18 protein-coding genes (1 of these 18 only partly in view) are annotated in these 20,721 nt (G+C 45.0%); 2 read left to right on the forward strand and 16 right to left on the reverse strand.

The window, feature by feature from the left end:
• The first annotated feature begins 89 nt into the window (after window positions 1–89).
• Window positions 90–2,111: a PAS domain S-box protein gene (locus LFX25_RS12460; RefSeq protein ID WP_238730528.1), complete on the forward strand. Its 2,022-nt coding sequence runs from the start codon at window positions 90–92 to the stop codon at window positions 2,109–2,111.
• A 52-nt stretch (window positions 2,112–2,163) separates the two neighbouring features.
• On the opposite strand, the gene LFX25_RS12465 is transcribed toward LFX25_RS12460, so the two are convergent.
• The 13 genes from LFX25_RS12465 to lptE form a co-directional block, all read right to left on the reverse strand.
• A complete protein-coding gene (locus LFX25_RS12465; RefSeq protein WP_238730529.1) occupies window positions 2,164–3,000 on the reverse strand; it encodes a sterol desaturase family protein in 837 nt (278 codons plus the stop codon).
• A 63-nt stretch (window positions 3,001–3,063) separates the two neighbouring features.
• Window positions 3,064–4,164, reverse strand: a complete 1,101-nt coding sequence (locus LFX25_RS12470; protein WP_238730530.1) for an AraC family transcriptional regulator — start codon at window positions 4,162–4,164, stop codon at window positions 3,064–3,066.
• The gene (locus tag LFX25_RS12475; protein ID WP_238730531.1) at window positions 4,157–4,936 is read right to left on the reverse strand and encodes a Rossmann-fold NAD(P)-binding domain-containing protein; all 780 of its coding nucleotides are present in this window, start codon (window positions 4,934–4,936) and stop codon (window positions 4,157–4,159) included. The genes LFX25_RS12470 and LFX25_RS12475 overlap by 8 nt, the downstream gene beginning before the upstream one ends.
• Window positions 4,937–6,238 (reverse strand): adenylosuccinate lyase, encoded by a 1,302-nt coding sequence (gene purB, locus LFX25_RS12480; protein ID WP_238730532.1) that lies wholly within the window; start codon window positions 6,236–6,238, stop codon window positions 4,937–4,939.
• A gap of 231 nt (window positions 6,239–6,469) precedes the next feature.
• Window positions 6,470–7,537: a hypothetical protein gene (locus tag LFX25_RS12485; protein ID WP_118966336.1), complete on the reverse strand. Its 1,068-nt coding sequence runs from the start codon at window positions 7,535–7,537 to the stop codon at window positions 6,470–6,472.
• A gap of 10 nt (window positions 7,538–7,547) precedes the next feature.
• Complete coding sequence (locus tag LFX25_RS12490) at window positions 7,548–9,356, reverse strand: extracellular solute-binding protein (RefSeq protein WP_238730533.1); 1,809 nt, start codon at window positions 9,354–9,356, stop codon at window positions 7,548–7,550.
• Between the two features lie 12 nt (window positions 9,357–9,368).
• Entirely contained in the window at window positions 9,369–11,393 is a 2,025-nt protein-coding gene (locus LFX25_RS12495; protein WP_238730534.1) for a RelA/SpoT family protein, read from the reverse strand.
• Between the two features lie 3 nt (window positions 11,394–11,396).
• Window positions 11,397–12,272, reverse strand: a complete 876-nt coding sequence (gene nadC / locus LFX25_RS12500) for a carboxylating nicotinate-nucleotide diphosphorylase (RefSeq protein ID WP_238730535.1) — start codon at window positions 12,270–12,272, stop codon at window positions 11,397–11,399.
• Between the two features lie 370 nt (window positions 12,273–12,642).
• Window positions 12,643–14,292: a lipoprotein LipL71 gene (locus tag LFX25_RS12505; RefSeq protein ID WP_238730536.1), complete on the reverse strand. Its 1,650-nt coding sequence runs from the start codon at window positions 14,290–14,292 to the stop codon at window positions 12,643–12,645.
• A 47-nt stretch (window positions 14,293–14,339) separates the two neighbouring features.
• Window positions 14,340–14,675: an STAS domain-containing protein gene (locus LFX25_RS12510; protein WP_002745051.1), complete on the reverse strand. Its 336-nt coding sequence runs from the start codon at window positions 14,673–14,675 to the stop codon at window positions 14,340–14,342.
• A gap of 70 nt (window positions 14,676–14,745) precedes the next feature.
• Window positions 14,746–15,870: a tRNA guanosine(34) transglycosylase Tgt gene (gene tgt / locus LFX25_RS12515; protein WP_238730537.1), complete on the reverse strand. Its 1,125-nt coding sequence runs from the start codon at window positions 15,868–15,870 to the stop codon at window positions 14,746–14,748.
• Window positions 15,867–16,349 carry a Fur family transcriptional regulator gene (locus tag LFX25_RS12520; protein ID WP_002996754.1) on the reverse strand — a complete coding sequence of 161 codons (483 nt, stop codon included), beginning with the start codon at window positions 16,347–16,349 and terminating at the stop codon, window positions 15,867–15,869. Before LFX25_RS12520 ends, tgt begins: the two co-directional genes overlap by 4 nt.
• Window positions 16,350–16,380: 31 nt before the next feature.
• Complete coding sequence (gene lptE, locus LFX25_RS12525) at window positions 16,381–16,941, reverse strand: LPS assembly lipoprotein LptE (protein ID WP_238730538.1); 561 nt, start codon at window positions 16,939–16,941, stop codon at window positions 16,381–16,383.
• Between the two features lie 103 nt (window positions 16,942–17,044).
• On the opposite strand from lptE, the gene LFX25_RS12530 reads away from it, so the two are divergent.
• Complete coding sequence (locus LFX25_RS12530; RefSeq protein WP_238730539.1) at window positions 17,045–18,799, forward strand: M23 family metallopeptidase; 1,755 nt, start codon at window positions 17,045–17,047, stop codon at window positions 18,797–18,799.
• A 105-nt stretch (window positions 18,800–18,904) separates the two neighbouring features.
• Here LFX25_RS12530 and lsa26 read toward each other — a convergent pair whose 3' ends face one another.
• The 3 genes from lsa26 to LFX25_RS12545 form a co-directional block, all read right to left on the reverse strand.
• On the reverse strand, window positions 18,905–19,645 hold the full coding sequence (gene lsa26 / locus LFX25_RS12535) for a surface adhesion protein Lsa26 (protein WP_238730540.1): 741 nt from the start codon (window positions 19,643–19,645) through the stop codon (window positions 18,905–18,907).
• Between the two features lie 184 nt (window positions 19,646–19,829).
• The gene (locus LFX25_RS12540; RefSeq protein WP_238730541.1) at window positions 19,830–20,354 is read right to left on the reverse strand and encodes a DUF1564 family protein; all 525 of its coding nucleotides are present in this window, start codon (window positions 20,352–20,354) and stop codon (window positions 19,830–19,832) included.
• 252 nt (window positions 20,355–20,606) lie between these two features.
• Window positions 20,607–20,721, reverse strand: partial view of a DUF1564 family protein gene (locus tag LFX25_RS12545; RefSeq protein WP_238730542.1) — the 3' end only. Its footprint extends 470 nt past the window's final position; only the last 115 of its 585 coding nucleotides appear in the window; the start codon falls outside the window, past its right edge; the stop codon is at window positions 20,607–20,609.

The raw sequence follows: 20,721 nt of genomic DNA on the forward strand, positions 1-20,721 counted from the left end.
ACGGCCGAAAGAACGGGATCGTTTCGAAAAGAAAATGAATTGCACGAAAGCTGAAGTCCGGTATAACCTGACTTCAGTTTTAAGCCGTTATGCAATCGTCGTGGATCTTTCCTTCCATTCTTTTTTCCTTAACGACGGTCGTTATCCTCAATCTTGTCTATTTATTTCTATATTGGTCCGAAAGACATCAATTCCTTCTCTTTTGGCTTCTTTCTTGGTTTTTCCAGCTCGTGTTTCTCCTAGGGAATTTTTCGAGAGCGCTTCTGGGACCGATCGAATGGGTTTCAATTCTTACGCATACGGCCGACGTTACGAGAGGGTTCTTTCTGATCGCGGGCGCGTTTCTCTTTACAAAAAGGGAATTTCCAAAATGGATCTATGTATCCCTTTTGATCGGCGTCCTTTGGGCCGTTCTGGAAGAAATTTATTTCCAAGGTTCCGATCTCGCATCGGCCCCGATTTATTTTCTGGTCGGAGGTGCGCACATTTATTCGGGGATCATTCTTTTAAAACTTCCTTCCACGCGATATAAGGGAGGAAGGATCGGCGGATGGAGTTTTATTCTCTGGGGAATTCACATTCTGGATTATCCCTTTTTAAGACCGATCGAAGAATTCGCGATCGTCGGCTTTTTTCTCGGGGGACTTTTTCGGATGACGAGTGCGCTTTCGATCTTAATCGTTTATTTCGAATGGTCGAAGGAATCCGAAAACAGATTGGATTCACTTTACAAAAAGATCATAGACACTTCTCAAGAAGGGATTTGGATCCTGGACAAAGACGGAAACACGACCTTCGCGAACAATAAAATCGGCGAACTCTACGGCATAGCGCCGGAAACGATGCTCGGTCGAAACATCTTGGATCTCGTGGAAGAAGATCGAAAACAAGCAGTAGCGGATCGGCTCGAAGCGCGAAAGAAAGGAATCGCCGAAGTTTCCGAATACAACTTCGTCAATCATAAAGGAGAACAGAAATACGCGATCGCATCCGCCAATCCCCTTTACGACGATCATGGAAATTACGACGGCGCCCTCGCAATGATCGTGGACATCACTTCTCTCAAGTTAGTGGAGCAGAAACTAAGGGAAAGCGAAAGACAGATTTCGACGATCATCAGCAATATTTCCGGAATCGTATATCGGTGTAAAAACGATCCTCCTCGATGGACGATGGATTACATCAGCGAAGGCTGCCTTCAGCTTACGGGATATTCTCCGGAGGAATTCGTCGGGAAGAAAACATTAGATTTCGGTGATATTATCTTGGAAGAAGACCGAGCCGAGGTCGAATCGGGGGTTCTTCATTCGGTCGAATCGAAAACACCCTATCAAATCACCTATCGAATCCGAAAAAAAGACGGTAAGATCCAATGGTGTTTCGAACAAGGCATCGGAGTTTTTTCGCCCGACGGACAATTGCAAGGATTGGAGGGCGTGATCATCGATTATTCTCTTCCGAAACAAGCCGAGGAGTTGATCAGCAATTCGCTCAAGGAAAAGGAACTTTTATTACGCGAAATCCATCACCGGGTCAAAAATTACATGCAGGTTTTATCGAGCCTCATCGGATTACAATCGGAGTATTCCGCCGATCCGAACGCACGCAAGGTTTTGGAGGACAGTCAAAACCGAATCGCGTCGATGGCGATGATTCACGAAACGTTATATTCGAAAAGCGTGGAGAGCCAGACCTTCCTTCCCGATTACATCCGAAAGCTAATCTCGAATCTGATGCGTTTTTTCGGATACGACGAGGGAGAATTACAGACGATCGTTTACTGCGATTCCATCGTTCTCAATCAATCGATTTTGATTCCGCTCGGATTGATCTTGAACGAGCTCATCACAAACTCGATGAAGCACGCTTTCCCGAAAATCCGCGGACTGAAAAAACTCACGGTAAGTTTTAAATCGGATGAACGCGGTTATTCCCGTCTCGAAGTGAGCGACAACGGTCCCGGAAAGTTTCCTAATTCCCAACCGAAAAAGGATTCATTAGGGACGGAACTCGTTCAACTTCTTACGTATCAACTCAAAGGAACTCTGGAAGAATCGAAGACCTCCGAAGGATTCACGACGATCGTCACCTTTCCGCCGAACCAAAAATAAACGGACATCCGATTAAGCCCACTTCCCGGAAATGTTAAACGAAATCGAAAGTTTACGCCGGCGCCGTGTCCGCGGAATCTACTTTCTCTAAGATTCGGTCCTCCCGTTTTCCGGGGACCCTCGACGCGACTTCTTCGAACGTGTTTCGGTATTGTTCGTGATTGGTTCCCATGATCTTATCCCAAAAGTTGAAATACAGGGAATAATTGCAATTGAAGTATTTATGATGCATGTTGTGGTGCGTGGTCGTATTGTGCCAGTTCGTAAACTTGCTTCTTAAAAACCAGGAAGGAAAGAGTTCAAAGGACAAATGTCCCAGGACGTTCAAAGAAGTCATATAGATAAAAAATACGATCATCGCTCCTTGGTGCAAAGGTAGAATCATCGCCGCTAGAGGAATAATCCCCGATTCGATCACCGCTTCCAGAGGATGAAAGGAAAACGCGGCCCAAGGGGAAGGATTCGTGGATTTATGATGCACGAGATGAACGTGTTTGAACAGAAGTTTGTTGTGCATCAGACGATGCGTCCAGTAAAAATAAGTATCGTGCAGAACGATCAACGCGAATATGCTGAAAATCAAATATACCGTTCCGTAATCGGAAACCTTATCGTAAATCAGGTTATATCCGTTCACTTGGGCCCAAGCCGTATACACTCCTGACAACGCAAAGACAAAAAAAGTAAGAAGGGAATATTTGACTTCGTGAAGGATTCTTTCCCGCTCCGGAGTTTTTCCTTGAATGAGTTTATGGGAAAGACGTTTACCCAAAAAAATCCAGACAATCAAAAAAGCGGTTCCCGCAAAGAGCAAATAACGGACCAACAAGGTTCCCCAGACGATTCCGAAAAAACCGGAGTAACCCACCTTCGAAAGCAATTCTTCCATTCTTTAACCTCCGCATCCGTACGATTCGACTCGCGGATTCGATCTCATTATGAACGCAAAGATCTATTTAAGCTTGCTCTTTTCAAAATCGTTCAGGTTTATTTTCGGTTCGGCCCGGTTTTTTCGATATTCGGTGGGCGTCAAAGAAGTCAGTTCCTTAAAGGCTCTATTGAAAGGCCCTAAGGATTGATATCCGAGATCCATCGCGATCCGAATCACCGGGATCTCGTCCTTTTCGGAATCGAGTAGAATTTCGCAGGCTTCCTGGATTCTATATCGATTTAAAAAATCGTTAAAATTGCGGAATCCTAAATTCCCGTTGATGAGCCTTCTCAGTTTGTATTCGTGAACCTGAAGTTCTTCGGCGAGACTTCGAATCGTCAAACCTTCGAAACGATACATCTTTTCCTTTTCAAACGCATCGATGAGCTTCTTTTGAAGGACCGGATCGACCGCGGGCGCTTTTTCCTCTTCGGCCGCTCCTTCCCGTTTTTGAATCAGACCTTCTTTCAAATCGAACATCAAAAATTGAAACGCAAGAATCAATCCCCAGGCAAGAAGTCCGTTTAACAAATCCAGGATTTCGGATAATTCTTTTCCGCGTAAAAAAAGATGCGAGAAGATGTTGATCGCGATGACCGTTCCCGAAATGAGAATGTGGATTTGGCGAAGGGTTCTTCTTGATTCTACGAGGTCGTCCTTTCTTCCTATATACGTTTGTATGATCGCGGCCAACACGAAACCGAGGGAGAATATGGATGGTAAAAGAATTCGAGATAGGATTCTTTCGGATTCAACCGGACCTCGCAGCGAGATTTGCCCGAGTTCGGGATAGGTCGCGACCGCGGATAGGATCAATTTGCCGATCAGCAAAAACCAAAACCAAGTCTTGATCTCGAAATGATCGTCGAACGCCGCTAAGGTGATGAGCCAATAAAAGAACGGAAGAGCCAACACGACGAGAAAGAGAAGGTTACGAACGGGAAAGGGAATCTGAATGTGAACGTCTAAGTTGAGAATCAAATACGAAACGATCGTAAGAATAAAACAAACCGCGATTCTTCCCCGAAGATCGTACCAATAACGGGAAAGAAAAATGATCAAAAGGGAAATCAGTCCGCCGATGGAAAAGAAATGGAGAATATTGGTAATTTCGCTAATCACTGATCCCTTCCAGATTTTCCAATTCTGTCCAAAAGTCTTTTCTTTGTAAATCAGGAAGCAGATTCGAAACCAGTTCGCTGTCGATAAAACAATCCTCTCTTTCCGATTCTCGGATCGGAGCTTCGGCGATCTTGCCGTGTCCTTCCAAAAAGGAAAATATTTCTTTCCAAGTGTGCCACTGATTGTCCGAAAGATTGAGAATCTTCGGAATCTTCTCCCATCCTTCCGTTTGTATTTTGGAAATCAAAAGGGAAACGGTTTGTGCGATATCGTCTCCATGGATTAGATTGAGTTGTCTGGAACTTTTGGTCACGAGTCCCTTGCGAATCCAATCGGCGGGATTGCGGCCCGGTCCGTAGATTCCGCACAACCGGAGAATTTTTCCTCCGCGCGAAAGCCATTCCTCTTCCGCAGCAAATCGATCGTGATCGGGAATCAGCGGAGTCGTTTCGATGATATCGGGAACCCTTGCGTAAATGCTTGTTGTTCCCAGAAGAATTCTCCGTTCGATTACGGAATCCAGTAGATCCAGGAAAGCGCGTCGATCGGAAAGTTTTTGAATCGGAAACGTAACGATACATAGATCGATCGATTTTTCCGGAAACCGCGCTTCAAACTCGCGCAAGGAAGAAGCATTCGAAAAATCAAATATTCTCGTTCCTGCAACCTTGGTATTCGCCGAAAACGTCTCGAGTTCGATTCCGGCAGCGGAGCGCAACTTCTCCGCGATGCGGGTTCCCGTATATCCTAAACCGAAAACCCCTACCCGCATTTATTCCAGGCCCAAACGCTTGTAGATCAGTCCCACTTTTTCGAGATACGGCTCGATCTTAAAGATTTCGTCCAGGTCCTTTTGCGTGAGCACCTTGTTGACCCGAACGTCTTTTTCCAGTCTCGTCTTTAAGGTTTCGGATTGATTCGCCCAAACCGCCATTGCGTGTTCCTGGACGATCAGATATGCGTCCTCGCGTACGATCTTCCCTTTTTCGATTAACGCCAGAAGAACCTTTTGGGAAAAAATCAAACCGCGTGTTACGCCTAACGTTCTTTCGATCGCATCGGGATATACGTGAAGATTTTTGATTACAAAGAGCATCTTATCCAAAATATATTCCAGACCGATCGTGGAATCTGGCAGAACGACCCGTTCCGCGGAAGAATGCGAAATATCCCTTTCGTGCCAAAGAGCGACGTCCTGAAGACCTACGTTTACATTCGCGCGGATTACTCTGGAAAGACCGGAGATCCTTTCACAGATCACGGGATTCCTTTTGTGAGGCATCGCGGAAGAGCCTTTCTGTCCCGCGGAAAAAGGTTCTTCCACTTCTCTTCCTTCCGTTTTTTGCAAAAGACGGATCTCGGTCGCCATACGATCGAGAGAAGAAGCGGTTACCCCTAAAACGGAAAGATAAAACGCGTGACGGTCCCTCGAAACGACTTGGGTCGCGATCGGGTCGACTCGAAGTCCCATCTTTTCGCAGACGTAAGATTCGATTTCGGGATCGATATTGGAATACGTGCCCACCGCGCCGGAAAGTTTACCCACCGCGATTTCGTCGCGCGCCTCGGCCATTCTCTTTCTATTTCTGTTTAATTCTTCAAAAAATAATGCGAACTTGAGTCCGAGCGTCATCGGTTCCGCGTGGATTCCGTGCGATCTTCCGATGCAGGGAAGGTCCCTGTATTGAATCGCTTTCTCACGAACCGCCGCGATCAAAGCGTCCGTTTTTTTCAGAATCAGATCCATCGCCTGAACCATCTGAACGCAAAGCGCCGTGTCGCCGATGTCCGAGGAAGTCAATCCGTAGTGAACGTGTCTTCCCGCGGGTCCGATGTATGAGTTCATGTTCGTTAAAAACGCGATGACATCGTGATGAACCTTGCTCTCGATTTCGAGAATTTCATCCACGTTAAACTTCGCTTTCGATTTGATCTCCTGAAAATCCTCGGGAGGAACTTCTCCGCGTTTCATGCGGATCTCGCACGCGAGAATTTCTATTTCTTTCCAAATTTCAAACTTGTTCTCTAATTCCCAGATTTTGGAAATTTCCGGATTGGAATAACGATCGATCATTTCTAACGGTCCCTTTTTGGAATGTGAATCCTAATCCACTCTTCCACGGAAGGTCTTTCTGTAAAAAGAAAAATGGACCGACAAACCGCCTTTGCCGTACGGGCCTGGTGAATCGCTGTGGAACGGGGAAAGTGGACGGAACTCCGGCCAAGAAAGAGGAAAAAAGGTCGACATTGCAATCGATAGACGGCCGTGCGATCGAAAACGGGACGGTCTTCCGTCCACTTTTACTCAGCCGAGTTCGAAAGAACGGACGAATTCCCGGATCGTATTGATATGATCGATCTCCGGCGAAGGATTCTCCTTGCTCGGTTCGTAGAGGTGTTCGTCAAAAACGTGATAATCGAAAATCTTCAGTGAAAAATCGGGAAAGGTGATGATGATGTTTTCCGAATGGATATCGAAGATCAGCTTCTCTTCGTCCGCGAGATATTTCGTCACTTCGATCACGCGGTGAAAATCCAAGGCGATCTTTTTCAGTTTCGAACGGCTGATGACCCCGAACTTATGCGTATCGAAATTCAATTTCCATTTCGGAAAGAATGCGTCCTGAAACGGATTTTGCCTCACCTTTTCGTTCAAGCGGATGAATTCTTTTAAATGTTTTCCGGGAAGCAGATTCTGATTGTCGCACGGAGTCAGAGTAAAGATCGGAATTCCGAACGGAGTCGTTCTGGCTCTAAGACCCATAAAATAACGAGTGGGTAACACAAGATCCGGAATGAGTGATTTTAATTTCCAGTAATGCAAACGCTCCAAACCCAAACGTGCAAACTTAAAGTGGATGTCCTCTTTTGCCGATCTCGTCCATGTTTTCGATTTCAAAAAATCCATGAGTTGAATCTCTTCCGGTTTGAGATAACGATCCAGATTCTTTTTCACGTGTTTGTATAAGGAACCGAAGATCGGGTCGGAAGGAAGTTTGGACTTTCCGATCTTTACGACCTGATTCCAAGGAAGCGCATAAACGAACTTATAGGAACCCCGACCGATGTATTTTTCGGCGGAAAGCGGCATAAAGTTGTCCAGGTATTCGCGGTCGTAACGATGCGTTATGCGAAACAGATGGGAAACCGGAAAGAATTTCTCGTATGTTTTTCGGACAAAGCCGGATTCGCGCAAGCGATAATCGACCGGCAAATCCTCGATCGGAATTTCCGGTTTTGTTTTTTCGGGATCGTAGAAAAGTTCCTTATCGAGCCCCTTTTCCAGAAGCTCGATAAAGTTGGGAATCTTAGGAGAACTTAAAAAATCGCGTATGACGACGCCTAATTCTCCGAGTCGATTCCGTTTATTCATAATTTTGAATCTACTGAAAGTAGACTTTCTCCGGTACGGAAGGGAGTTTTTCCTTTTTCAGGATCGCTTCGTTCAATTTGGATGACTGGGCCTCGTCCAACCACCAAAGCGAAGAAGCTTCCTTTTCGCTTCCGTATTTTCCGAGAGGATTTTTCGGAGACTTGAATCGATTCCAAAACATGATTCTTGTCGCGCTAGTGTTCCATAAAAGAACGTAAGGTACTTCCGCGGTTAAGATTTTGTCGATTTTCTTTAGAATTTCGTTTCGTTTCGGAATGCTAAACTCCGTTCTTTGTTGCTCCACGAGCTTATCCACTTCCGCGTTTTTGAAACCCGAAAGATTCGGTTGTCCTTTCTCTTCGGCGTATTTGGAATACCACATCGCTTCCGGATCTTTGAACACTCCGCCTCCCCAAGCGGCCCAGGTCATGTCGAAGTCGTATTTATCCATGCGAGAACTCCATTCCGCAAGGTCCGTCGCCTCCAAGCTGATGACGATTCCGACTTCTTTGGCTCTTTCCTGGATGAGGGTAAGATACTTTTCCGCTTTTTTATCTCTTTCTAATATGCTAAAGCGAAATTCCTTTCCGTCCTTTTCCAGAATACCCTTCGAGTTCGTTTTCCATCCGGCTTGCGCGAGCAGCTCACGCGCTTTCTTAACGTCGAATTCGATCGGAGGATTCGGGGAAGAATTTGCGGGCCACAAATCCTGATAGAACGCGTTCGTGGGTTCGTATTCGTTATAAGCAAGTTTTTCGATGAGTAGCTTTCGATCCACGAGATGAGCGAACGCCTTGCGAACTCTCACGTCCGAAAAAATTTCCCGTCTCATATTAAAGACCAAACCTTGAAATCCGATCGGCTTGGAGTTGTAGATTTTCTGTTTGAGAATATAACGTTCGTCGAATTTTTCCCCCACCGCGTCCTTGACCCAAAAGGAAGCCGTATACGTAGGATATATATCTATATCACCTTTTTTGAATGCTTGAAACGCGATCGGCTCCTCGTTATACACTTTAAAAAGAATCGTATCGAAGTTATCGACGCCTTTGTAAAACGGATACGCCCGCATCCAGTAATCGCCCCGTCTGCGCATTTTCACGTAACGACCTTTCTTTGCGGAGAGCATCGAATACGGTCCGGAAACTACGGGAAAATCGAAATTCTCCTTATCGAAGTTTCTGCCTTGGTAATAATGTGCGGGAAGAATGTAGAGAGAATTTGCGACCGTATTGAAGTTCGACCAATGAATTTCCTTTTGTGTGAATTCGATTTCCCGTTCATTCAGAACGACCGGTTTTTCAAAACGGGAAAGATCGATTCGAAAAACCGCCGTGTTATTGTTCTTATCCATCAACGTTTCGTACGTGAACAAGACGTCGTTCGCTGTGATCGGCTTACCGTCCGACCAAACCGCATTCGAGTCGATGGTGAACGTGAATTTCCTTTTATCGGGAGAAATCCTCCAGGAAGAAGCGAGATGCGGAATCGGTTCGAGCGTCAACGGATGATAGTCGAGAAGAGGTTCGAACATCAACCCGAAGATATGGGCCGTGGTTGAAAACTGATCCAAATAATAGTTCAGAGATTTCGGAAACTGATGACTATAAATCCTAAAAGTTCCGCCTTTTTTCGCATCGGGAGAAACGATCGGATTGTGAGCGCGCAGCGCGACCGGAATCGAATCTGGATTCCCTTTCCAAGGAAGAGTCTCCACGACCACGGAAGTTTCGGATTCTTCTTTTTCCCCGCAGCCGACAAAGGCGAAAGCGGCCGACATTAAAAATATGCAAAAAACGGAATATGATAGTTTCTTCAAGAAGTTACCTCTTTAATTCTTAATCCTATGGGCTTGATATACGTCCGGTATTTGTTTGAGATTACTCAGAATCTCCTTGAGCTGATCCAAGTGTTCCACGTCCACTTCGAAACTCGCGACCAAGTTTCCCCGTTGATCGGTGGTCGCCTTGGATTCTCGGATATTGGTCTGCGTATTGGAAATCGACTTTACGATTTCCATAAAGATTCCCTGTCGATCCTTCGATTTCACTTCGACCAGCACGGGAATGGATTCGCTTTGACCGTAATCCCATTCGACCGTGATGACGCGCATGGATTCTTCCTGTTCCTGCTGTTTGGCGGTCGCGCAGCCTTTTTTATGAATGCTCACGCCCCTTCCCCGCGTGACAAAGCCGATGATCTCGTCTCCGGGCAAAGGAGAACAACAACCCGAAAGACGAACCGGAATTCCTCGAAGACCGGCCACGATGACTTTGCCCGCGCCGAGATCGATTTGTTTGGCCGGTTTTGCGGAAGGTTTTTTCTTAAGTTCTTCGAGAACCTCCGCATTCAGAGTGATCTCGGCGGCAAACTCCGCTTCTTGCTGCAGATCTTTTTTGGTCTCTTCTCTGAGTCTTCGGAAATAAGCACGGAGTTTTTGTCTTGCGGAGGGAGTTCTTACGATACGAAGCCATATCGGAGAAGGTTTCGTTCTTTTATCGGTGATGATTTCGATCTGATCTCCGGAACGGATTTCCGTTCGAAGCGGAAGCATTCTTCCGTTGATTCTTCCGCCTTTCGCTTTTAAACCGACATCGGTGTGAATTCGGAACGCAAAGTCGAGAATGGTCGCGCCCTTTGGTAACTGGAGAATCTCGCCTTTCGGTGTGAAGACGAATACCTCGTCCTCGTGCAGATCGTATTTCAGTTCTTCTACGAATTCTTTCGGATCAAGCGCAGAGTCCTGCCAAGAACTGAGAAGTTCTAGCCACTTCAGTTTTACGCTTTTACCCGAAGCCGAAGGTTTACTCTCCTTATATATCCAGTGCGCGGCGATTCCATATTCAGCGATGTCGTTCATCTCCCGCGTGCGGATCTGAACTTCAAGCGGTTTCCCGTCCGGTCCGATCACGGTCGTGTGAAGCGATTGATACATATTCGTTTTCGGCGTGGCGATATAATCCTTAAAACGTCCGGGCACGGGATTCCAAAGTGTATGCACGATTCCTAATACACCGTAACAGTCTTTGACTTCGTTCGCGATGATCCGAATCGCCCTTAGATCGAAGATTTCGTTGAAGGTTTTTTCCTTCAGCTTCATCTTTCGATAAATCGAATAGAAGTGTTTGGCTCGACCGTCCACGTCGGCTTCGATCTGAATTTCGGAAAGTCTTTGCAGAAGGATGATCTTGAGGGTTTCGATAAAACCTTCCCGCTCCGATTTTTTGGAGTTGATGTTCTTCTTAACTTCCTGATATTCTTCCGGATTGAGAATCTGAAACGCAAGGTCTTCCAGTTCCGATTTGATTTTATAAATTCCTAATCTACCCGCGATCGGCGCGTATAAGGACAGCGTCTCCTGAGCGATTCTTCTTTGTTTTTCAGGAGGTTGAAAGGAAAGAGTCCGCATGTTGTGCGTTTTGTCCGCCAGTTTGATAAGAATGACGCGGATATCCTTGATCGTCGCGACGATGATCTTTCTGATATTCTCCGCCGCTTCGGTTTCCTTGGATTGACTCTTGATTTTGGAGATTTTCGTTACACCCTCGACGAGATCGGTGATATCCTCTCCGAAATCGCGAATCATATCGTCGCGGGAATATTCCGTGTCTTCGATTACGTCGTGAAGAAGTCCGGCGCAGATTACCTTCTCATCCAAACCGAGTTCGAATAAGATAAAACCGACTTGAAGCGGATGAACGATATACGGTTCGCCGGAAAGACGGAACTGTCCTTGGTGCGCATGTTCGGACACGTCATACGCCTTTTGGACCGCTTCGTAGGCGTTATCGCCGAGAGTTTCGCGAACCCCTTCCAGGAGCATATCTTTGGTTGCAGGAGCTTTCACAAATCCCATAACTCAGTGTTGCTCGATGTCCAAACCGAGGTCCAGAAAACGAGTCGTGTGCGTTAGATATCCCATACTAACACCCGCACCGGAAAATTTCGAGAGGGCTTCCAATTTTTCGGGTGTAATCCCGCCGGAAAATTCGATCTGGATGCTTGGCGCTTTCTGTTTGAGAATCGAATAGGCGACCTTCGTATCTTCCAAAGAAAAGTTATCCAATAATACGACATCCGCACCCGAGCCGATCACGTCGTCGAGCTGGGAAATAGAATCGATTTCCACTTCCACCAGTCTGCCGGGAAAACGTGCTTTTATCTTTCCGACCGGTTCGTGAGAAGAGGAATACATCGCAAGATGGTTGTCCTTGATCATCGCCATTTCGGAAAGATTGAGTCGATGATTGCTTCCGCCTCCGCAATAAACCGCATACTTCGCGAGTTTGCGGTAGCCGGGAAGAGTTTTGCGCGTATCGAGAATCATAAGTCCGTTGCGTCCGTATTTTTGGACGACTTCTCCCGTTCGAGTGGAAATGCCGGAAAGGTATTGCAGAAAGTTCAGTAGAATTCTTTCCACACGGAGAATTTGAACCAGACTTCCGTGGATTTTCAGAAGAGTTTCCCCTTTTTGAAAACTTTCGGAATCCTTTTTGAAAAGTTCCGATCGGATTTGGTTTTCGGAAAGGATATTCAAAACTTCTAATACTCCTGTTCCGCAGAGAATTCCAGGTTCTCGTGCGTTCAGGCTTGCGGTCGCTTTTTGATCCGGTGAAAAAAGGGATACAGAAGTGATATCTTCGTCGGGACAGTCCTCTTCCCATGCAAGTTTCACCAAGGTTTGGTAGTCCTGATAGCTCACTGAGGAAATCGGCTGGGTATAAGCGCGTTTCATTTTACTTCAAAAGAAAGTTTTACAATCGGAAAGCGGTAATCAAGTGAATTTCGGCGGGATTCGAAAATATACGACTGTCGTTGATTTCTGGGGGATTTTGGGCGGAGTTCCGTCCAAAATTTCCGTTGTTAAGTCGAATTCTTTTGTGGAATGGGAAGCAGGCGGTCTTCCGTCCACGTATGTTCGCCGTTCAAAAAGGAACAACGCGGACTTCGTTCTCTCTTTTTCGGTTCAGCGAAAACCAAAATCTACGTCGAAGTCTTTTTGATTCAGATCTAATGGAAATATTTTGGACGGAGTTCCGTCCCAAAAACAAAAAAGGCCCGGTTTTTCAACCAAGCCTTCTTTACCGCGAAAACCGAATTCGGATTTACTGAAGATTTTCCGGATTTTCTTCTTCTCCGTTTTCTTCCTCAGTGGGCTGTTCTTCCGTCCCAGCATCCGCAGGCATATCATCGTCTGCCGCAGGTGGAGGAGTTGCCTCGGTTTTCTTTTTGTTATCCGGCTCACCGGATTCTGATTCTTCAGAAGCAGCCGGTTTTTGGTTTTGCTCGATCGCTTCTACTTCTTCCGCAGTCGGCTTCTTCTTTTTGGAAGGTTCAGCCTTGTGAAATTTAGTAGGCCCTTTTTTAGGAGGAATCAACAATACCTGTTTTGGATAGATCAAATTTGGGTTTTTAATCTTACTACGATTCGCCTCGTAGATTCTTCTCCAAAGTTTCGCCGTTCCGTAATGTCTCTTATCTTTGGAAATTCTCCAGAGACAATCCGCAGGAACCTTCTTGCGAACCACATAACGTTTCCATCCTTCCGGCAAACCGTCTTCCCCGACTTTGGCAGAAGAATGCTTATCGGTAGAAGTTTGATCCTTACCAGTATTCTTAGAATCGTTTCCTGTTTTTGTATCGCGGCCAGCAACCTTGTCACCAGTCGTTTTTCTTTCCATTCTTTCAGCCAATTCGGTAGATTGGTCTACGACAATTCTGGAAAGACGGATCGCTTCTTCGGAACGCGCAATCGAATCCTCGTATTTTTCGGAAGAATACAAATCTTCCGCGGACACTCTGGATTCTTCCGCTGCTTTCAGATTTTCTTCGGCTCTTTGGTAAGAAACTTGGAAATCACGAGAAGCATTTACTTTATTCTTATCGAAAGATGCAAGTTTTGTAGTCGCAGTCGCCACGCTTTGTTTCGCGAGTTCTTTTTGTTTTTCTGCGTAAGCTTTGATATTCTTTGCGACGAGTTCGCCGGATTTTTTGCGGATATCATCGATCTCAGCATAACCTTCTTTGATTTTGCCTTCTTCGATTTTATATTTTGCGCCGTCTAAACGACTTTTCGTTTCTGCGACTTCCGGATCTTTTCCTTCCGCATATTTATCCGCGTCGTTCAGATTTTTTTCGATATCTGCAAGAGAATCGATCAACTGCTGTTTTTGCGAAAGCGCCAATACCTTGGATTCGTCCGCGGATTTTTTGGAATCGGCGTATTTTTGACGAGAAGCTTCGTACTGATCAAAGGCGGCCAGTCTGGTTCTTAATTTTGCATCGTCACCGGATTCTCTTGGATAGGATTCCAGAGTGCGATCCGCAGTTTCGCGCAGCGTGTCTCCCTCTTTGCGAAGTTGAACCGCAGCGTTATAAGGCTCGGAAGCGAGTTGAGAAGCGAACGCTTCGTCGGCGGAATCGATGGATGAAGTGGACTCTTTACGAGCGTCATCAACGGAGGATGGAAAGGACTTCTCGGATGCATCCAGAGCTTTGGCTCTTGCGTATTCCGCGGATTTTTTGGTTTCCGCGAGATCTTCTTCCGAAGCCTTTTGATGTGCATTCAGCAAACTCTTGCGAGCTTCTTCCAATTCTCCCGGAGCGTATTTTTCGGCGCCGGCCGCTTTCGCTCTCGTGATGGAGTTTTTCGCGTCGCTCAGCTCCTGAATCGGAAGTTCGGCTCCACAGGCAATGAGAAAACCTGCGAGTAAGATTATAAAAGAAGAAAATATTTTTCTTTGGGTTGATTTCATTGCGGCACCAGGTTTCAGAAAAGGTAGGATAAAATTATAATCCGATCTTACTTAAAGGCAGAAACAGCTTCTGCCTCATTATCAAAAATCTCAAAGAAAGAAGTCAGCTTGGTCAGCTCGAAAACTTTTCTAACGGATCCGGAGACGTTGATAATTTTAAGTCCGCCCTGATATTTCTTCAGGTTGGAAAGGCTGGAAATCAATGCACCAATACCAGACGAGTCAATGTAGGAAACTTTTTCCAGATTGATAATGGTATAATATTTTTGTTCCTCGATGAGTTTAGCGATTACATCTTTAATCTCTGGGGCATTGTAGAGATCGATCTCTCCGTTTATGTCCAGAATCACAATGTTCCCGCTTTCTCTTCTGGTTATTTCCATAAATAATCAGCAACTCCTTTCTGTCTCTTTCCGGCCAGCTCTACTAAAGGAAAGGCGATTCTGTAAATAGTCAACCGGAAAATTCAGGCTTTTCGTACAAATTTTTCCATCTGGCATAGGTTTCTAAAAATTCTCCCGCTTGAATGGACTTTCTTATCTCTGCAAGAAAACTTTTCATGAAATATAAATTGTGATACGTCGAAAGTGAGAATGCGGTGATCTCTCCGACGTGATGTAAGTGTCGAATGTACCCGATGCTGTATCTCTCGCACACCTTACACCTGCAATTCGGATCCATCGGTGCGTCGGAATTCTTCCACTTCTCATTTCTCAAATTAATTTTTCCGAGCGATGTGAAAACTTGACCGTTTCTTGCGTTCCGAGTCGGCAGAACGCAGTCGAACATATCGACTCCATTCTTCACTCCGTCCAAAATATCAGGTACCGTCCCTACTCCCATCAGATACAAAGGACGATTTCGATCTGTATACATCGAAATCCCTTCCAAAATTCGGATGAAATCCTTGCGCGGTTCTCCGACCGAAAGCCCTCCGATCGCAACTCCGTCAAACGGCAGTGAGGTGATCGCCTTCAGACTTTCTAATCGGAAATCAAGATCGATGCCTCCTTGAAAGATTCCGAAAAGATGCTGAGAATTCTTCCTTTTTTCCCAATATTCCACGGACATCTCCGCCCATCGATGCGTTCGATCCAAGGATTGCCTGAGCCGTTCCGGGGTGGAATCGAAAGGAGCGCAGTCGTCAAGAACCATCATGATGTCGGAACCGATGCTTCTTTGTATGTCGATGACGGAACTTGGAGTGAAGTAGTGACGGCTTCCGTCGATATGCGACTGAAAACGAACGCCGTCCTGTTCGTATTTAAAGAGTGAATTCAGACTGAAGACCTGATAACCTCCGCTATCGGTCAATAACGCTTTTTTCCAAGTGGAGAATTTCTTGAGTCCTCCGAACCGATCCAACACGTCCGTGCCGGGTCGGAGGTAGAGATGATACGTATTCCCTAATATTAAAGAATACTCAAGTTCTTCGAGGTCGTCCATCGTGAGAGTTTTAACGACGCCTCTGGTTCCCACCGGCATAAATACCGGCGTTTCCAGTTCCACTCCGTTTAAGTTGAGAATTCCGGTTCTGGCTCGAGTCTTTGAATCTTCGGAAAGCGTTTTAAAAATCATCTACCGGAAGAATGCTCGTTGCAGGTTCCATAGATGTTCAAGCTGTGGCCCGTTATCTTAAAACCGTTGTCCTTTGCGGCTTGCTCTTGAAGCTGTTCGATTCTTTCGTCTACGAACTCCACGATTTTTCCGCAAACCGTACAGATGATATGATCGTGATGTTTATGCCCGATGATATGTTCGTAATACTTGTAATCTTTTCCGAAGTTGTGTTCTTGTAAAAGTCCCGCCGAAACCATGATCGAGAGAATTCTATAGATGGTCGCTTTAGAAATCTGATCTCTCTGATCCTTGAATTCCTCCAAAAGCCCTTCCGCAGTGAAGTGATTGTGAAGGGAGAAAATTCTTTCCGCGACCAGCATTCTCTGGTTGGTAATTTTCAATCCCTCTTTCTGGAGATATTCCGAAAAAGTCTGCATTTCCATGCGGACCGCTGGTTCCGTTTTGTTTAGAATGGCTTCTTGTTTTTCTCGATTCATAGGAGATTACTCAAGGGGCGGGTCAAGATTATCAGGGATCGATCTTTCCGGCAATAGAAAAATACCAAGCTCTTTCCATCTCCTCCGCAATCCGGATCGCCATGATCTTTAGCAGTCGGGCTTGCGCCTGATTTTCACTCTCTCTAAATCCGACTTGATCGGAGAAGATAATTCTAACCGGTATCTCTTCCCTTTCCAATGTTATTTTTTGTCCTCCGGCTTTCTGGAGTTCCAGCCGAACAATGACCAACATTTCCCTAGAGATGGACTGTCCTCCCTGATCCAAAAGATTTCCGACGAGCTGATAGTGAACGACTTCTCCGTAAAGACGATACGCCGCGATCGACTTTTCCCGGGTTTGTAAAAATCTTCCGCGGGCGTCGATTTCGGATCGGACGAGTTCCGTCAACAGGGTTTGAATTCCCATTCCGTAGGAATTGTTTCGAAAATTTTGGACGTAAAGCCGACGTTGGTCGTCCGGAATCGGAACCCCGTCGATCTTAGGAGGATTTCTCGGTTCTCTTGTAAAATAAGTGCAGTGAACGAGCGAAAGAAGGAGCGTGAAGAAGATTGCCAGTCGGGCATTGGACATAGTTAGAAGGATCTTTTGTGGACGGAACTCCGTGCAAGGAGAATTTTCCGGAGGTTCTTTTCGACTTTACAAATTTCGATTTTGACCGCAGCTTTTGCGAAAGATGAAAAGATTCTCCGGAAGTTCCCTTCTTACTTTATTGTTATTCGTTTTGATTTTTCCGTGGAGTGGATTGTGGACGGAAGACCGGCCCGAATTACAATTATTTCCGGAGTTGCAGGGAAAACTAAGCTTTCCGATGGAGATCCAGACACCGATCTCGGGTTCGTTTGCAGAATATAGAACGCATCACCTCCACATGGGAGCGGATTTTAAAACGTTTCACTTAAACGGTCTTCCGGCCATCTCACCTTTTGACGGAGTTGTAGAATCGGTATCGGAGTCACCGAACGGCTATGGACTGAATCTAATGGTTCGTTCCCCGTCGGGCCTTAGAGCAAAATTTGCACATTTGTTCAGCTTAGAGGGAGCCAAAAAAGAACTGGAACATCTTCGACAAGCGTTACATCTACTCAGCGACGGAATCTTCTCCATAAAATTTACGGACCACAAATATTCTATAAAACAAGGACAGGCCATCGCGAGAATTGGAGAATCAGGAACTGGAGTTCCACATTTGCATTTTGAACTTCATGGAAACGGAGATACGTTCAACCCTCTCGCGTATCTCAAGATGAACGATCGGGACGGAACTCCGCCCGAACTACTCGTTCTCTATATCGATTCTTCCGATGGTCAAAAATTTAGACTCCCTCTTGTGAAAAAAGAAGAAGGAATCTACGAGCTGAACGATCCGACTCCTTTGAAAATCGGGGGGGAAGTACGAATCAAGTTAGGCGCCTTTGACCGAATGAATTCTCGAAATAAAAACAATCTCTATTTCGCAAAACTTTTATCCGAAGGGAGAATTCTCTACGAAAGAAAATTTGAGAAAATGAGTTATGTCGAGGCCAGAGATCATCAGTCGATCTATGATTCGAATCGATCCTCTTTGAATCCACCCGTATATGTTTACAATCTTTTTCCGACATCGAAATCCAGCTTCGACCTCAAGGAATATCACGAGGGACAGGAGGTCCAGTTCGAGATCGTTGCAGGCGATAAAGAAGAGAATCAGTCTTCTCTCAAAATTAAAATTTTCAACTCTGGATTCAAAGGACGTCCCGAAAAAGCGGCTGCTACGGAATATTCTTCTCCTGACGGTCGCTTTTCTCTGAAGACTCCCAAAGGAAATACGTTCGGAAAAGGCAATATTCTTTTTGAAAAGGCCGGAGTTCCGTCCAAAAAAGGATTACCGGAAGGCTTAACCTTAAAAAGCGAGCTGATCGAAATCGAATCCACAGGAATCAGCTGGTCAGGGGAGGCAAAATTTTTATGGAAAGGGAAACGACTAACAAAGTCTGAGAATTTATATTTATTTGAAGAAGCGACCAGTCGTTGGGTCATCCTAAAAACGTCCTCCGAAGGAGGAGGAATTCAGGCCATTTTAAATAAGATCGGTATCATCGCTGTCTTAGAGGACCGTTCAAAACCGAAAATAGATCACCCATATTTAATTTCCCGTCATCGATTCACGCCGGAGGTCCGTCCACAAAGTTTCATCGAAAGAATGTACTCCGTATCTGACATCGGCTCCGGCTACGCAGGCGGAGCAGAAATCCTCTTAGATGGAGAAACGTTCCCTTACGAGTTTGAAGCCGATCGAAAAATGATTCTCGTAAAGATTCCGAAATCGTTTTCAAAGTTTAAAAAAAAGCTGCTACTTCAGGCGAGAATTAAAGATAGAGCCGGAAATGTCTCAAGTTGGTTAACGGATCTAATAGATCTCGATCAAAATTCGAGTGGTGACAATGGATAGCCCCGCTTCCTCATAATAAAATACATTCAACAATCCCACTCGAGTAGAAAATTAAAAAGGGACGGTCTTCCGTCCCTTTTTCTAAAAATTTCGATTAAAACCGGATTACTTCTTCGTTTCCGAATAAACGCCGCCGGCAGGAGCTTTATAATTGATTTCAAAAACATCGTAATCCGACTTTCTCCAGCCGGTTGCGAAAGCGACGGAAATTCCGATATAATACTTCGTTCCATATTTCATCGTATTCCAAGCAAACTTCGCAATTTCTTCGTTGGTAACCGAAAAAGGATGAACCTTTCCACGAACCTCGTCCAGATACAGACCTTCATAGGTTCCGATCGCAGTTCCTTGATAATCAAGCTGAAGAATTCTACCCGTAACCGAGAAATTTCTTTTCGATCCGGATTTATCTCCAATCATCTTATCCACTGCTTCCTTTGGAAGAACCGTAACTTGCCTCTGGGCGGATACAACTTCAAAATCCGTGGACAAAGCGACGGGTTCGAATCTATGAATCCGATATTGAACTAAAATTTCCTGATTTAAGTTGTTGCTCAAAAAGTTAACGACTTCACCGTTTTCGGGGCGAACGGAGAATTCTACTTTTTCTTTCAAAGGAGAAAAGCATTCGTCTTTTGCCGCTTCGCATTTTTCGGATTTGTCAAAGGTCGTAAATTCGAGAAGCCCTTCGTAAGAATCAAAAATCAATCCGCGGCTTTCAAATTGAACGAGCTTTACGACCGCCCAACCCTCCGAATAAGTCCCTGCCGCAAATACGGAAGAAGAAAAGAATATGGAAGCGATAGAGAAAAATAAAACGCTAATTCTTCTTAAATTTTTAAACATTATACACTCCGAGATTTTCTTAAATTCTAAGATTCGAACACTTTAAGAGCAGAATCTTCATTTTCAAGAAATATTTAACTGATTTTCGAATTTAGATTCTCGAAACATAAAAAACGTTCCTCCGGCCAATAGAATTCTATAATGTAAAAAATCATTGCAAGAAAAGAAAGACCTAAGCTATAACTTAGGTCCCCGTCTTTTTCAAAGAATTTATGATCGGCTGTGGTGGTGTTTGAATGACTTCTAACTCGAAATTCGTCGCGTACGCGGAATTGGGAGGCAGATCAGATTCAAGTAAACGTACAAACATCCGGCACATCGATACGTTGTAGAAAGAAGCGAGCCTTTTAAGCTCATTCCAATCTTCTTCAAAGGGTCGAAACGGAAATCGGATCAATTCAAGTCTTTGTTTTTGATATCGGACCCGATCCCGAAAATACTGTTTTTGAACCGGCACTAATAACGGTCTTTTATATACGCATTGATTTAACAGTAATCGCAAGGATCCGCCCGCATCTTGAATTCGTTTCGAAACATACGGGACTAGTTCCTTGGGAATATTCAGGTCCGATGGAGAACCCAGTTTTTTCATATTTTGCCTCGAGTCCAGGGCAAAATCGATTTTACGCTTTGTATGTTCTCTTCCAGAACGATTTGGTTTCAGGAGACGCAAATGTCTTACTCCCTGTTGCGGTTTATTTTTGTTCATACCGCTGACGGTTCCAATGATCGTTCCGCCGAGTTAGATTTTTGAAGAAAAAATTTACCGCCTTCTATTTTTTTGTTTTTCTCCTATAAAAAAATCACCATTATATATATTATAATATTTTGATTTTCTATTTTAGAATATTTTTATCGGTCTTTATCCTTTTGGACAACATTTCACCCTGAATACGACCCTGTAGGACGGAACTCCGGATCGAAACATGTAGCTTGTAGAAACTTGATAAAATTTGTCATTTTATGCGGATGACTTTCGTGCGATCGCATGAATAGTTTTTACACCGGGCACAATCGAAAAAAGTATCAGCTTCCGTTTGGGAAGGAGGCATTGAAAAAGGGAAATTGCGGATTTT

It is taken from the genome of Leptospira sanjuanensis, from assembly GCF_022267325.1.
Lineage (GTDB): Bacteria > Spirochaetota > Leptospiria > Leptospirales > Leptospiraceae > Leptospira > Leptospira sanjuanensis.